We start from the raw sequence: 14728 nt of genomic DNA on the forward strand, positions 1-14728 counted from the left end.
CTAAAACTTTTGCTAAACTCAAATAGCGAGCATTGTAAAAAAACTGCAAGAGAAGTGGTGCAGAACAAAGGAGGAAAGCCAGTGAAAGTATTACTGGATTTACGCTGGTTTTTTTCTGAGAGAAAAAAACAATACAGCATAGGGATCACGGCCCTGATGATTGTTGCGTTACTGCAACTGGCACCGCCAAAAATTATCGGCTTTATTGTCGACGCGGTCGCGAAAGATGAATTGACCGCAGAGATGCTAACACGCTGGATGATTATTTTGGCAGTAGCGGGAATCTTGATGTATGTCTTGCGCTATATTTGGCGCGTGATGATATTTGGCTCATCGGTATACCTCGCCCGCGTTATGAGAGAGCGTCTATTCACACATTTCACGCGCATGTCGCCTTCATTTTACCAGCGACGACGTGTCGGAGATTTAATGGCACACGCAACGAATGATATCAATGCGGTGCAACAAACGGCAGGGTCAGGAATTCTGACACTCTTCGATTCGATTTCGACAGGTGGTTTCGTCATCTTGATGATGGCGTTTTCGATTAGTTGGAAATTAACGCTGATCGCCCTTGTACCGATCCCGGTGATGATCATCCTGACAAGTTATTATGGACGGTTATTACGTAATCGATTCCGTGTGGCGCAGGAAGCATTCTCCGATTTGAACGACAAAGCACAAGAGAGTATTTCAGGTATTAAAGTGCTGAAGACGTTTGGCCAGCAAAAAGAAGATGTCGAATCGTTTACGAAACGCTCCGAACAAGTCGTCAAGGAAAATATGCGCGTGGCGAAAGTGGATGCGTTGTTCGATCCGACGATTGCAGGGATTTTTGCGATCTCATATGTTCTATCCTTTTATTTCGGAACGCGCTTCATTTTATCAGGTGAATTGTCGATCGGGGATTTGGTCGCGTTCACTTCCTATTTGGGACTGTTAACATGGCCGATGTTGGCAATTGGTTTCCTATTCAATATTGTCGAACGAGGAAATGCATCGTACAGCCGAATCCAAGATTTGCTTTCGGTTAAGCCAGGCATTCAAGATCGTCCGAATGCGGTGAGTCAATTACCGCACGGAGATATCGTTTTTGATGTCGATACGTTCAAGTTCCCAGACGATAAACGGGCATCGCTACGTAATTTACACTTTACGATCAAGCAAGGGGAAACACTTGGCGTCATCGGAAAGACCGGTTCAGGGAAAACAGCGATTCTCAAATTATTAATGCGAGAATTTGAAGGGTATACGGGAAAGATTACGTATGGTGGCATTCCGATTACACGGTATAAGACAGAATGTTTGCGCCAGGCAATCGGTTATGTGCCGCAAGACCATTTCTTGTTCTCGACGACACTCGGTGAAAATATTGCCTTTACGAACCCAACGATTGATCCGGAGAAAATTGTGGCGGCTGCAAAATCCGCGCATATTCATGATGATATTCTAACGTTTGAAGAAGGCTATGAAACGATGGTCGGAGAACGTGGGGTATCGTTATCCGGTGGACAGCGTCAGCGTGTGTCGATTGCACGCGCGTTGCTCATGGATCCGGAGCTATTGTTGCTGGATGATTCATTATCCGCAGTAGATGCCCGGACGGAAGAAGCGATTCTTCGTTCATTGAAAGAAGAAAGAACGGGTAAGACGACCATTATTACGTCGCACCGCTTAAGTGCTATTCAGCATGCTCATCAGATTATCGTTCTCGATGAAGGCGAAGTCGTTGAAATTGGCGACCACGACAGCTTAATCGCACAAAACGGGATGTATAAAGAAATGTACGATCTGCAACAGCTAGAGTCGATCGTAGAGCAAGGAGGCGGCGCAGATGAATAACAAACAGAAGATGTCCGCCAGTGATCAGTTCAAAACGTTCATGCGGCTAGCGAAATACGTCCTGCCGATGAAGAAAAGTGCACTGATTGCCATTCTATTATTGTTGTTGACCGTAACATCGACCATTCTTGGACCTTTAGTAATCCAGCGATTCCTCGATAACTATGTCGTACCACTAGACTTCCCAGCGAAAGAAGTATGGATCATCGCACTAATTTACATCGGACTACAACTCGTCAATATTGTCGGGTCGTATTTCCAAACATTGCGGTTCCAGGAGCTTGCACTCGCAATTATCCAGCAAATCCGAATCGATGCATTCTCGAAAGTCCAGAAGCTTGGGCTACGATACTTCGATCAGACGCCTGCTGGCGGAATCGTTTCACGTGTAACGAATGATACAGAATCGATTAAAGAAATGTTCGTCAGTGTGGCAGTTACGTTCATGCAGGCGATCTTTGGAATTGCCGGCGTCTATATTGCGCTCTTTACGCTGGATGGGAAACTCGCGCTCTATACACTGATCTTATTACCACTATTCCTAATTCTCGTATCGGTCTATCGCTATTACAGTGCAGACTTCTATCAGGATATAAGGGAACGGCTCAGTCAGCTAAACGCCAAAATCTCCGAGTCATTATCCGGTATGGACATGATTCAGGCCTTTCGCCAGGAGAAGCGCTTGTCAGACGAGTTCATTGAAGTCAATGAAGGACATTACCGCGTCGGACTTCGAAATATTCGTTTTGACAGCTTGATGCTTGGGCCATTCATCGACTTGATGTATGCAGGTTCGATCGTTGCGGTGCTTAGTTATTTCGGAACGGCCTCTCTTACGTCGGTCGTCGATGTCGGGATTATCTATGCGTTCACTACATTGCTAAGACGTCTATTCCAGCCGATCAATCAAGTGATGCAACGTTTGTCGATGTTCCAGCAAGCGATCGTATCAGCGTCACGAGTATTCGCGCTGATCGATAATCCGGAAATTGAACCGAAACAAAAAGCAGTATCTACTCAGAAGATTCAAGAAGGTACGATCGAATTCCGTAATGTGACGTTCAGTTACGACGGTAAAAATGATGTACTGAAAGATATTTCCTTTACTGCGAATGCAGGCGAAACGGTCGCACTTGTCGGACATACAGGAAGCGGAAAGAGTTCGATCATCAATCTATTTATGCGTTTCTATGAATACGAGCGCGGGGACATCTTCATTGATGGCGTATCGCTAAAAGAGTATCCAATAGAAGAATTGCGGAAGAAAGTAGGACTCGTCCTGCAAGATCCGTTCATGTTTTACGGTGATATCGCAAGCAACATCCGTCTGCATAACGAAGAGTTGACGGACGAAGATGTGCGGGAAGCTGCAGAGTTCGTCCAAGCCGATCACTTTATTGAAGAGTTGCCAAACGGCTACGAACAGAAAGTGACGGAACGCGGTTCGACGTTATCGAGTGGACAGCGTCAATTGATCGCGTTCGCGCGGACGATTGCGATGAACCCGAAAGTTCTTGTGCTCGACGAAGCGACAGCGAATATTGATACGGAAACGGAAGTTGCGATCCAGAAGAGTTTAGAGAAGATGCGTGAAGGCCGCACAACGATTGCAATCGCTCACCGTCTAAGTACGATCGCCGATGCAGAATTAATTCTCGTACTTCACCACGGCGAAATTGTCGAACGTGGGACACACGCAGAGTTGCTTGCGCAAAAAGGCTTGTACTATACGATGTATGAGTTGCAAAACGGCGCGCAAGCGTAAATTTCCGTGATTGTCAAAAAGATTTCACAATCAAATGGGGCGTAATCTAGCCTCTTGTTTGGTACGATAGAGTGGGAATGTTGGCGCTTGCTGACATTCTACTTGTCCTACTGTTAAAGGAGGAATTTTGTTGGGGACGGATGTTAATATTTTATTTGCGTTTGGAGCAGGTTTCCTAAGTTTTATTTCTCCATGCGTACTGCCACTATACCCGGCCTTTCTATCGTATATCACCGGCATGTCACTGGATGAACTCGGAGATAAGAAAAAAGGAATGAACCGTGCGGGCATGTTGCACACGCTGTTCTTCTTACTTGGATTCTCGATTGTATTTATTATTTTAGGATTCAGTACGTCCTTTATCGGGTCCATCTTCTTGCAATATCAAGATTTGATTCGTCAGGTAGGTGCGATTTTCATCATCATCTTCGGACTGATGACGATTGGATTATTTAAACCGGAATTTCTAATGAAAGAGAAAAAGCTGCAATTTAAGAATCGTCCTGCGGGTTACTTCGGTACAGCGCTGATTGGTCTAGCGTTTTCCGCTGGATGGCAGCCATGTATGGGACCGATCATCGGTGCCATCATCTATCTTGCTGCGACGAATCCTGCATCTAGTATGTTGTATATGATGCTTTATGTACTTGGTTTCGCGATTCCATTCTTCTTCTTGTCATTCTTCATCACAAGAATGAGCTGGATCCGCAGACACAGTATGAAGATTACGAAAGTAGGCGGCTACTTGATGATCGTGTTCGGTATTATACTGTTCTTTAACGGAATGGTCTATTTCACAAGTTGGCTTAGCCCAATCTTTGGCGACTTCCAAGGCTTTTAATGTAAACTGGTAAGCGGAAAAGAGGTGTATGATGAAAGAAATTACTTCTTTTGACGAGTGGCAGCATGTATTGAATGAGACGCCGCAGTTTCTGTTGTTCGTGAAGACGAATAACTGCTCCGTCTGCGAAGGACTTTATCCGCAGGTGGCGGCACTTGAAAGCGATTATCCGTTTAACTTCTACCGCGTGAACGCAGCGGAAGTTCCGGAAATGGCTGGACAATTGTCACTCTTTACAGCGCCGGTCGTCTTATTATTTAACGAACAGAAAGAGTTGACGCGTTTCGCACGGATTGTTCCCATGAATGATTTGAAAAAACGCCTCGATGAGCTGGTGCAGTGGGGGAACACAGATGCATAAAATACAAGAACTGATAGATTATGTCTTCACAAGTATTCCTTCGATTTACTTGATCATCGGTTCGACGGTAATTTTCGTCGTGATGACGACGTTTGTCTATACGATGCGAGCGAAGGCGTCGAATAAGCCGATTGTCGCGAAGAAAATTATCTTACCGCCATTGTTCATGTCGACAGGGATGTTGATGTTCTTGTTCGACGAGTTCCGTGTGCCATGGACACAAGTGCTCGAGGCGAGTCTCGTCGGTATGATATTTTCTGCGTTTTTGATTTATACGACAACGTTCGAGAGTAAGAACGACAGGATTTACATGAAAAAGTCGAAAGCGTTTCTGATCATCTTGCTCGGCTTGCTGGTCATTCGCATGGTCGGCAAGATCGTACTCAGTAACACAATCGACGTCGGCGAGCTCGGCGGCATGTTCTTCATCCTCGCGTTCTCGATGATTCTACCGTGGCGAATCGGCATGTTGGTGAAGTATAAGAAACTTGAGAAGAGTATGTAGTAAGGGAGCTGTCCTAGTGGCGGCTCTCTTTTTTTATCTTAGAAATGAACGATAAGAGCAGTGGAGAAGAGGACGGAGGTGTTCGTGAGGGGATTGGCTTACCGCGGGCCCTCGGGAAAGCGTCCCCCATCTGGAGTTGCAATCCCATGATGTAACCTACCTCACATAGCAATGACTTTAATCTTAAAACCATGCAAAAAACAGGATGCCCCTTCACTAGGAGACATCCTGTTTTGGTATTCAAGTAAATAAATGCTCATACGGCTGAATATCAATTTCCATCTGATTAAGCTTCTTGCGCAAGAAGTTATGGTCGCGCTTTGGCGTAGCCAGAATATACCCTTTGATAATATGATCAAACTCAATAGTTTTGGCGCGGTCTTCTAACGCAATCTCACCGATCTTGGCACCGATCTTCTGCTTCGCCACGTCGCGGAACAACTCCGGCACAGGCGTAACGAGTTCGTTGAGCATACTCTTCGCCTCGTCATTCCATAAATGCAACGACTCATTGACGTAATGCTCTTCCCAATCCAGCGTCGATTTTCCGTCTTCTTTCGGCAATACTTTGAGGAATTTCCGGAACATAAAGAATCCACCGATAGCGAATAAGCCGATCATCACAATACCCCAAAATATAATAAACCACATAAATAGGTCTGGCACGGTTTTTTCACCTCTTCCATTCTATCCTCCATTATAAAAGCAATTGAGAAATATTTCACTAACAAAGTATCCTTTTCGTGATTTCTGTCTATATAGCGGATGAAAGGAGGTGATACACATGGCAGCATCACTAGAATTCAGTCAGGCTACGGCTAGGATCCACTTTAACGCAGGCGTTAACGAGAAAGGTCACTTCATTCGCAAGATTAAAACGTACAAATTCATCAATGATGACGCAACACCAGCAAATATGTACACCGCTTTGACACAACTGGCTTCATTATCAAGCTACCCGTTTATTCAGCTCGAGAAAGTTGTAACAGAAGATATTCATAACTAAAACCGTACAGGAGGAGAGTGCATATGGCAAAAGTATTAGAATTAACATTTTTAACCGCGGCGAATAAGCCCGTGAAATTAACGGTGGATGAACCGCATGAAGACCTTACGGAAGGGCAAGTCGAAGCCGCTATGCAACAAGTGATCGCAAGCAATATCTTCCTCATCGAAGAATCTCCGCTCGCTACGATCAAAAGCGCACGAATCGTTGCACGTGATACACAAAACATCGTCAGTCGATAAGTTGCGGCCGGTTTTCAGTCACGTACTGGAAGCCGGCTTTTTCATTGAATGAAAACTAGAGAGGGGGAGTGAACCATGGAGGATTGGCTACAGCTTATACAAGATGTCGGATTCCCGATTTTCGTATCGTTTTATCTACTACATCGTTTGGAAGTGAAGTTAGAAGCGATTCATGGCGTTCTCTCGGATATCAAAAACAGATAACTTCATAGGAACTTCATGATTCGGACAAGATTTAGCCAAAATGGGGGACGTCTTCACCTTGTATGAGGTGTGAACTTTCGTTATGATAAAGTAACTATAACAAGGTGGAGGAATCGAAAATGTATAAAAAGCTTTTGGTACCGTTGACACTTATATTCGTGCTGATGTTGAGTGCGTGTGGTGGCGGTTTTAAACCGGACCATAAATACAAAGTGGATTCATTTGAATTTACTAACCAAAACAATGAAACTGTAACCGATGAAGATTTGAAAGGCTCCATATGGCTGGCACAGTTCGTATTCACGAAATGTACAACCGTTTGTCCGCCAATGATGAGCAATATGGTCACGTTGCAGGAAAAATTGATTGATAATAATATCGAGGATTACAACATCGTGTCATTCAGTGTAGACCCGGATGTGGATACACCAGAAGAACTTGCGAAGTATCTCGACATGTTTAGCGCACCGGATGAAAGTAAATGGCAAATGCTGACAGGATACGATATGAAGACGATTGAAAAAATAGCGGCTTCATCATTTAAACAATTAGTGAAACAAATTCCTAACGACGATCAAGTCATCCATGGTGTCTCTTTCGGCTTAGTGAATCAGAACAATGAAGTAGTAAAATTGTATGGTGGGAACGAAGACGTAGACTATGATACAATCGTAAAAGACATAAAAGCACTCATCAAAGAAGGCAAGTAATCAACAGAAGGGGTGAGGCAATGAAGAAATTAAAGAAAAAGAGACTCAGTCGATCCGGACGCGTTATGGTCGCTTTTTTGGTTTTATTAGTACCTGTTGCTGTCACACTCTTTACGATTTCCGCCATTCTTTGGGTAAATTTCGGAAAACACGACACCATCACAGAAACTGCTACGGCGTTATTTCATATACAAGACCGTAAAACTGGAGAAGCCGTACCACAGAAATTTATTCCAATCTATATTGAAGCAGCAAAAGAATACAATATTCCTTGGACATTGCTTGCAGCGCATCACCGCATTGAGACCAGGTTCTCTACAATGAAAACTGACGTCTCGCCTGTTGGAGCGGAAGGACCGATGCAGTTCATGCCGTGTACCTTCGTTGGCTGGGATTATCCTGGTTGTAAGGAGTTAGGCAAGGGAGATATTCCTGAACGCGACAAGATTGATCCTGCTGTCATCGAGCAATACGGCGGCTACGGTGTCGATGCAAATGGTGACGGAATAGCGGATCCATTTGATATAGAAGACGCCATCTTCAGCGCTGCGAACTATCTATCGGATAGTGGTGCAGCTGACGGAGATATACAGAAAGCTGTTTTTACTTATAATCACAGCGATCAGTATGTAGAAGATGTATTGTGGTACTATAATGAGTTCGAAGAGCAACGCATAGCATCTGAGAAGCAAGTGAAGAAATAAAACGTAGAGTCCACCGAATATGGTGGCTCTGCGTTTTTTATTTTCTTTACGTTTGAGAACTGCAGAAACACGGGAGGCGTAATGAGCGGTTACAAGGCGTATGTGAGCGGATACGGACCGTGATAGAGCGGTTGCCAAGTAGGGTAGAGCGCTTCACGGTGACCATAGAGCGGTTACGCATGAACTATGAGCGCTTAGCCAAATTAATGAGCGAAAAAGCGGACTTGCAAGACCTTCATTTACAAAACAAAAAACGTGAAGATCACCGAATGGCATCTTCACGTTTTAATGTTTAGTTTTATGAAGCTTTACGCATACTCTTCATAATCAAGCTCACAATGAATACAAGTACGATCGCACCGATTAACGCTGGTACGAAATAGAAACTAGAGATCTGTGGACCCCATTCTCCTAATAGTGCACCGCCAATCCATGCACCTACAATACCTGCAATGATGTTACCAATAATACCGCCGGGAATATCTTTACCTAAAATAAGTCCAGCTAGCCAACCAATGATACCTCCGATAATTAAGAACCATAAAAAGCTCATGTTGCTCATCTCCTTTTCAAATTGTTATGTCTCTCTCGCTTAGTATTGGTATTACCATCTTTTTAATACCTCAAACATTTTTCGAAAAAAAGTTCAGACAGGAGAAAATACCTGCTGAACTTTTGTATCGTTTTATTTGGCTAGAACGGTTGCGCCCAATGTGTTTTGGAAGTGGGAGAGAGCCCAGTCGTGGCCTGCAGCATTGAAACTTGCGACACCGCCTTCGTGGACGACAATCGTGTAACCGAGGTTGTACGCATCGACTGCAGTATGTAAAATGCAAATATCCGTACATACACCCATAAGATGGATTTCTGTAATGCCGCGTGCACGCAATTGGATATCGAGGTCTGTTCCGGCGAATGCACTGTAACGTGTTTTATCCATCCAGATCATTTCCTCGTTCTGTTCGGTATAGAGATCGTGCAGTTTTCCATAAAGATTTCTGCCTTCCGTGCCTCGAATATTGTGAGGAGGGAATAGCTTGCTTTCAGGATGATATGGATCATTTTTTTCATGCAGGTCGTTGATGACGAATACCGGCAGTTGTTGTTTCAAGTAAGCTGCTGTCTGATCCACGATATACTCCTCTAGCGCGATACCTGGTTCGCCGCAAGTTAAGGCTCCGTCTTTATCTACAAAATCCACTGTATAATCTACAACGAGTAACGCTTTCTTCATATAGAACAACTCCTTTTCTTTATTTTCTCATAGTGGCGGCTCGGTGTCTAAACATATGTAAAGACATCTTTGGCATTATTCATCTACATAAATACATAAAATTATAATAAAAAATAAAATATTTTAATTAATTATTTTACCGATAAGGTATACAATAAATGTCATAAATGGCCTCTTTACGAGTGAAATGCGTGCTATTTGAGAATGTAAATGACTAATTGAGAATTCTTAACGATATTTCGATTAGTCATAAGCTATTCTTATGTATACCTATAAATTATATGTATTTTACTATTGTTCTTTGATATACTAAGATGGAGTAGAGGAAAGATGTGCACTTTTCGTCTTTCAGTACATAAAGGGAGGAAACATAAAATGGCAAAAAGCAACTTGCATAATAGCCGTCAGTCTTTCAAAGTAAACGACAAGACGTATAACTACTACCGTTTGAAAGCTTTAGAAGAAGCAGGACTAACAAAAGTATCGAAACTTCCTTATTCTGTAAGAGTATTACTAGAATCCGTACTTCGTCAACACGACGGATACGTGATCAAGGACGACCATGTAGAAGATTTGGCTAAATGGGGCACTGTACAAAACGCAGACGCTGAAGTTCCATTCAAACCTTCACGTGTAATTCTACAAGACTTCACAGGAGTTCCTGTTGTAGTAGACTTGGCTTCATTACGTTCTGCAATGAACGAACTAGGTGGAGATCCAAACGAGATCAATCCTGAAATTCCAGTGGATCTAGTAATTGACCACTCCGTACAAGTAGATAGCTATGGTACGCCAGAAGCTCTACAACTAAATATGGAACTTGAATTCGAACGTAATGCTGAGCGTTACCAGTTCTTGAGCTGGGCACAAAAAGCATACGATAACTACCGTGCAGTACCACCTGCAACGGGTATCGTTCACCAAGTAAACCTTGAATATCTAGCAAACGTTGTTCACGCGGTTGAAAACGAAGATGGATCATTCGAAACATACCCAGATACATTAGTTGGAACGGACTCCCATACAACTATGATCAACGGGATCGGCGTACTTGGATGGGGCGTTGGTGGTATTGAAGCGGAAGCAGGAATGCTTGGACAACCTTCATACTTCCCAATTCCAGAAGTTATCGGTGTAAAATTGGTCGGAGATCTTCCAGACGGAACAACTGCAACTGACTTAGCGCTTAAAGTAACTCAAATCCTTCGTGCACAAGGTGTTGTAGGTAAATTTGTTGAGTTCTTCGGGCCTGGCGTTTCTAAATTGCCACTTGCTGACCGTGCGACAATCGCAAACATGGCGCCTGAATACGGTGCTACTTGTGGATTCTTCCCGGTTGACGAAGAGTCACTTAACTATATGCGCTTAACAGGCCGCGACGAAGAGCACATTGCAGTAGTGAAGCAATACTTGATCGAAAACGATATGTTCTTCACGCCTGAAAAGGAAGAGCCGACATTCACTAAAGTTGTAGAAATCAACCTTAGCGACATCGCTGCAAACCTTTCAGGTCCTAAACGTCCACAAGACTTGATTCCATTGACTGAAATGCAACAGTCGTTCAAAGACGCAGTTGTAGCTCCAGAAGGAACACAAGGCTTTGGTTTAACACCAAAAGAGCTTAAGAAAAAAGGCACAATTAAGTTCGAAGACGGACGTAAAGTGGAGCTGAAAACGGGTGACGTTGCGATCGCAGCTATCACTTCTTGTACAAACACATCTAACCCTTACGTTATGTTAGCGGCTGGATTGGTTGCGAAGAAGGCTGTTGAAAAAGGACTTACACCTCCTGCATACGTTAAAACTTCATTGGCACCAGGTTCAAAAGTCGTTACTGGCTACTTGAACGAATCAGGTCTATCTGATTACATGGATCAAATTGGATTTAACACAGTAGGTTACGGATGTACTACATGTATCGGTAACTCTGGTCCATTGCTTCCAGAAATCGAAAAAACAATTGGCGACGAAGATCTTCTAGTTACATCTGTTCTTTCAGGTAACCGTAACTTTGAAGGCCGTGTACACCCATTCGTTAAAGCGAACTACTTGGCTTCACCTCCACTAGTTGTGGCATACGCACTAGCTGGAACAGTGAACATTGACTTCGCAAAAGATCCAATCGGAACGGACAAAGACGGTAATGACGTATTCTTCAAAGACATCTGGCCTTCTACACAAGAAGTTAACGATGTATTGAACGCTACGGTTACGCCTGAATTGTTCCGTAAAGAATATGCTCGCGTATTCACTGAAAACGAGGCATGGAACGCAATTGAAACGACTGACGATTCACTATACGATTTCGATGAGTCTTCAACGTATATTCAAAACCCACCGTTCTTCGAAAACCTTTCGAAAGAACCGGCGGATATCGAGCAGCTTAAAGGCTTGCGTGTAATCGGTAAGTTCGGTGATTCTATCACGACTGACCACATTTCACCTGCTGGAGCGATCGGTTTAAATACACCTGCTGGAATCTACTTGCGTGAAAATGGCGTAGAGCCACGTAACTTCAACTCTTACGGTTCACGTCGTGGTAACCACGAAGTCATGATGCGCGGAACGTTTGCGAACATTCGTATTCGTAACCAAATCGCAGCAGGCACTGAAGGTGGATTCACTACGTACTGGCCAAACAAAGAAGTTATGCCGATCTATGATGCAGCTATGAAGTATCAACAAGACGGTACGGGTCTAGCTATCCTTGGTGGTAAAGACTACGGAATGGGCTCTTCACGTGACTGGGCAGCAAAAGGTACAAACTTGCTTGGTATCAAAACAGTGATCGTAGAAAGCTTCGAGCGTATTCACCGTTCGAACCTAGTGATGATGGGTGTACTTCCACTTCAATTCATCAATGGTGAAAACGTTGAATCTCTAGGCTTAACTGGTGAGGAAGAAATCTGTGTGAATATCGCTGAAGGCGTAAAACCACGTTCAATCCTTAAAGTTACAGCGAAAGCTCCAGACGGCAAGGAAACTGAATTTGAAGTACTAGCTCGTTTCGACTCTGAAGTTGAAGTGGACTACTACCGTCACGGCGGAATCCTTCAAATGGTTCTACGTAATAAATTAGCAGCAAAGTAATACGGAATAAATGAGGGTGCCCGGCATTGCCGGGCATCTTTTTTGCGTATTTTACAAGTACAATAGCGAAGAAATAGTGAAAAACATTGCGTAGGCGCTCATTAATTTGCCTAAGCGCTCATAGTTCATGCGTAAACGCTCTATGGTGACCGTGAAGCGCTCTATGAAAGGGCAACCGCTCTATCACAGTCTGTATCCGCTCATACCCAACTTGCAACCGCTCATAAGGATGTCCTAAGTGCTCTATAGCAACTATCAACCGCTCTATCATAGTCCGTAACCGCTCATAGCCTCACCTTTCTTCTCGTTTTGAACTCGAATGTGCAAACCCCAAACGTGTCTCTAACTATAATTTCGACCCCATCATAATGTCTATCACAAGCAATCCACTTTCCCATTCGCTATACTAGACGATGAGGTGATCACATGTTTACCAGTGAAAAAGAAATCGAAGTACGATACGCAGAAACCGATCAGATGGGCGTCGTTTACCATGCCAACTACTTAGTTTGGATGGAAATCGGCCGCACCACGCTGATCAAAGACCTTGGATACGAATATGCGCAGCTCGAACGTGATGGCTACCTAGCGCCTGTAACAGAGCTGTCAGTGAAGTATAAGGCGTCAATTACATATGGTGAGACTATTACAGTCAGAACATGGGTGGAGTCGCACGGCAAGCTACGTACGGTCTATGGCTATGAGATCTTGCATGCGGATGGATCGATTGCGGCAACTGCGGTTTCCGAGCACGTTATAGTCAAAAAAGAAAATTTCCGTCCTGTGTCATTGCGCAAAATTCATCCAAAATGGGACGCGTTGTACACGGAAATTCAGCGAGGCGAAAGCTGATGGCATTCGGAATCAATCGCCAGCAATTAAAAGAGTGGAAAAATGCGGTCCGACGTGAGGAAATTGCGTTTTTGACACATTATTGGCTGGACGACCGGTTTCCGACAGTAAATACGGTCACGAAAGCGGGATGCAGTAATGTGGAAAAGCTTATACAGTGGGGAAGACAGTATGGTTTGCAACCGGAATGGATCCACGCACGCGAAGAATACCCACATTTTGATCTGCTCGGCGAACGTCAAGTGGAAATTTTAAAGCAAGAAGGGCAATTACATCAATTAACCCAATTAAAAAATGGTAAGCATAACTCTCTATAAGAGTTGTGCTTACCATTTTATTCGTCATTTACGCTACTTGATAGTCAAAGGATAACTCTTCCGTTGACGTATCCACGTCAATATGCAGGTCATGTCCATCGAAGAACCAGACATCGCGTTCTTCTACGTAATAATGCACATCGTTCACAATAGTTTCGACTGCCAGTTCATCTGGCTCTTCTTTCGTAATCCCTATGGAAAAGCCTTCATGCAACGGGCTCGATCCGCCATAACGCGCGAAAAATTTCACATAATCGCCTGCAGCGACTTCCATATCTTCTTCAAACCATTGAATTGCTTGTTCGGATAGGTGAATATTCATGCTTTATACATCCTTTCCAGTGGATAAACCTATAACCATTTCACTTTCGGCTCGGTCCCATTTTTAATTCGACTGATATTGTCACGATGGCGATAAAAAATGAAGAAGCCCATCAATGCGACGACTAAAAATAAATACAGGTCGCCACCCATAAAGTAATAAATGAGACAGTATAGTGGTCCCAAGACCGACACGATGATGGATGTTAACGATACCATCTTCGTAAGTTTTAATGCAATTAAAAACGTAATGACGACCAATAAGAAAATCGGCCAATTAAAGCCAAGTAATACACCGCCAGAAGTCGCAACGGCTTTTCCGCCCCTAAGTCCTGCGAAAATAGGGAAGATGTGCCCAAGAACTGCGACGACTCCAAGTATTAATGGATGAATCGCTGTATCGTGGAAGAACGGTAATAGCGGTAAGAGGACAGCTGCTGTTCCTTTGAAGATGTCCAGTAGTGTGACAACGATGCCAGCTTTTTTTCCAAGTACCCGAAATGTATTTGTCGCGCCCATGTTTCCACTGCCATGCTGTCTAACATCCGTTCCATAAAAAAGCTTGCCGATCCAGAGTGCGGAAGGGATGGAGCCAAGTAAATAAGCTGCCAGAATGATAACGTAATTTTCCATAGTGAACCCCTTTATGCATGATAAACGATTTTATTATTAGTGTAGCAGATGCATAAGTTCTGGACAATAATAGAATTCTAGAGGAAGATGAAGAACAGGCG

At 43.7% G+C, this 14728-nt stretch carries 18 protein-coding genes; 13 read left to right on the plus strand and 5 right to left on the minus strand.

Annotated elements, in window-relative coordinates:
* Positions 1 to 81 precede the first annotated feature (81 nt).
* The 5 genes from CSV80_RS11585 (at position 82) to CSV80_RS11605 (ending at position 5314) form a co-directional block, all read left to right on the plus strand.
* Complete coding sequence (locus CSV80_RS11585; RefSeq protein WP_099670996.1) at positions 82 to 1842, plus strand: ABC transporter ATP-binding protein; 1761 nt, start codon at positions 82 to 84, stop codon at positions 1840 to 1842.
* Entirely contained in the window at positions 1835 to 3607 is a 1773-nt protein-coding gene (locus CSV80_RS11590) for an ABC transporter ATP-binding protein (protein ID WP_099670997.1), read from the plus strand. Before CSV80_RS11585 ends, CSV80_RS11590 begins: the two co-directional genes overlap by 8 nt.
* A 130-nt stretch (positions 3608 to 3737) precedes the next feature.
* Positions 3738 to 4448 (plus strand): cytochrome c biogenesis CcdA family protein, encoded by a 711-nt coding sequence (locus CSV80_RS11595; RefSeq protein ID WP_099670998.1) that lies wholly within the window; start codon positions 3738 to 3740, stop codon positions 4446 to 4448.
* A 28-nt stretch (positions 4449 to 4476) separates the two neighbouring features.
* Positions 4477 to 4809, plus strand: a complete 333-nt coding sequence (locus CSV80_RS11600; protein ID WP_335695469.1) for a thioredoxin family protein — start codon at positions 4477 to 4479, stop codon at positions 4807 to 4809.
* Positions 4802 to 5314: a CcdC family protein gene (locus tag CSV80_RS11605; protein WP_099670999.1), complete on the plus strand. Its 513-nt coding sequence runs from the start codon at positions 4802 to 4804 to the stop codon at positions 5312 to 5314. Before CSV80_RS11600 ends, CSV80_RS11605 begins: the two co-directional genes overlap by 8 nt.
* A gap of 240 nt (positions 5315 to 5554) precedes the next feature.
* Here the strand turns inward: CSV80_RS11605 and CSV80_RS11610 are convergent, their stop codons facing one another.
* Positions 5555 to 5965, minus strand: a complete 411-nt coding sequence (locus tag CSV80_RS11610; RefSeq protein WP_037561795.1) for a DUF2621 domain-containing protein — start codon at positions 5963 to 5965, stop codon at positions 5555 to 5557.
* Between the two features lie 133 nt (positions 5966 to 6098).
* Here CSV80_RS11610 and CSV80_RS11615 point away from each other — a divergent pair, with 133 nt between their 5' ends.
* From CSV80_RS11615 to CSV80_RS11635, 5 genes are all read left to right on the plus strand, one after another.
* Positions 6099 to 6320 (plus strand): DUF1659 domain-containing protein, encoded by a 222-nt coding sequence (locus tag CSV80_RS11615; RefSeq protein ID WP_099671000.1) that lies wholly within the window; start codon positions 6099 to 6101, stop codon positions 6318 to 6320.
* Positions 6321 to 6343: 23 nt separating this feature from the next.
* The gene (locus CSV80_RS11620; protein WP_029053792.1) at positions 6344 to 6562 is read left to right on the plus strand and encodes a DUF2922 domain-containing protein; all 219 of its coding nucleotides are present in this window, start codon (positions 6344 to 6346) and stop codon (positions 6560 to 6562) included.
* A 75-nt stretch (positions 6563 to 6637) separates the two neighbouring features.
* The gene (locus CSV80_RS11625) at positions 6638 to 6766 is read left to right on the plus strand and encodes a YvrJ family protein (protein WP_081657891.1); all 129 of its coding nucleotides are present in this window, start codon (positions 6638 to 6640) and stop codon (positions 6764 to 6766) included.
* A 119-nt stretch (positions 6767 to 6885) separates the two neighbouring features.
* On the plus strand, positions 6886 to 7476 hold the full coding sequence (locus tag CSV80_RS11630) for an SCO family protein (RefSeq protein WP_029053793.1): 591 nt from the start codon (positions 6886 to 6888) through the stop codon (positions 7474 to 7476).
* A gap of 20 nt (positions 7477 to 7496) precedes the next feature.
* Entirely contained in the window at positions 7497 to 8180 is a 684-nt protein-coding gene (locus tag CSV80_RS11635; protein WP_099671001.1) for a lytic transglycosylase domain-containing protein, read from the plus strand.
* A gap of 298 nt (positions 8181 to 8478) precedes the next feature.
* On the opposite strand, the gene CSV80_RS11640 is transcribed toward CSV80_RS11635, so the two are convergent.
* Complete coding sequence (locus CSV80_RS11640; RefSeq protein ID WP_029053795.1) at positions 8479 to 8733, minus strand: GlsB/YeaQ/YmgE family stress response membrane protein; 255 nt, start codon at positions 8731 to 8733, stop codon at positions 8479 to 8481.
* Between the two features lie 132 nt (positions 8734 to 8865).
* The gene (locus CSV80_RS11645) at positions 8866 to 9414 is read right to left on the minus strand and encodes a cysteine hydrolase family protein (RefSeq protein WP_099671002.1); all 549 of its coding nucleotides are present in this window, start codon (positions 9412 to 9414) and stop codon (positions 8866 to 8868) included.
* A gap of 375 nt (positions 9415 to 9789) precedes the next feature.
* Here CSV80_RS11645 and acnA point away from each other — a divergent pair, with 375 nt between their 5' ends.
* The 3 genes from acnA (at position 9790) to CSV80_RS11660 (ending at position 13673) form a co-directional block, all read left to right on the plus strand.
* Positions 9790 to 12504 carry an aconitate hydratase AcnA gene (gene acnA / locus CSV80_RS11650; RefSeq protein ID WP_099671003.1) on the plus strand — a complete coding sequence of 905 codons (2715 nt, stop codon included), beginning with the start codon at positions 9790 to 9792 and terminating at the stop codon, positions 12502 to 12504.
* Between the two features lie 426 nt (positions 12505 to 12930).
* The gene (locus CSV80_RS11655) at positions 12931 to 13356 is read left to right on the plus strand and encodes an acyl-CoA thioesterase (protein ID WP_099671004.1); all 426 of its coding nucleotides are present in this window, start codon (positions 12931 to 12933) and stop codon (positions 13354 to 13356) included.
* Positions 13356 to 13673 carry a hypothetical protein gene (locus CSV80_RS11660; protein ID WP_029053799.1) on the plus strand — a complete coding sequence of 106 codons (318 nt, stop codon included), beginning with the start codon at positions 13356 to 13358 and terminating at the stop codon, positions 13671 to 13673. Before CSV80_RS11655 ends, CSV80_RS11660 begins: the two co-directional genes overlap by 1 nt.
* A gap of 28 nt (positions 13674 to 13701) precedes the next feature.
* Here CSV80_RS11660 and CSV80_RS11665 read toward each other — a convergent pair whose 3' ends face one another.
* Positions 13702 to 13995 (minus strand): HesB/YadR/YfhF family protein, encoded by a 294-nt coding sequence (locus CSV80_RS11665; protein ID WP_099671005.1) that lies wholly within the window; start codon positions 13993 to 13995, stop codon positions 13702 to 13704.
* 29 nt (positions 13996 to 14024) lie between these two features.
* Positions 14025 to 14627, minus strand: coding sequence for a glycerol-3-phosphate 1-O-acyltransferase PlsY (gene plsY, locus CSV80_RS11670; protein ID WP_029053801.1), 603 nt, complete (start codon positions 14625 to 14627; stop codon positions 14025 to 14027).
* Between the last annotated feature and the right edge of the window lie 101 nt (positions 14628 to 14728).

It is taken from the genome of Sporosarcina sp. P12(2017), from assembly GCF_002743035.1.
GTDB classification, from domain to species: domain Bacteria; phylum Bacillota; class Bacilli; order Bacillales_A; family Planococcaceae; genus Sporosarcina; species Sporosarcina ureae.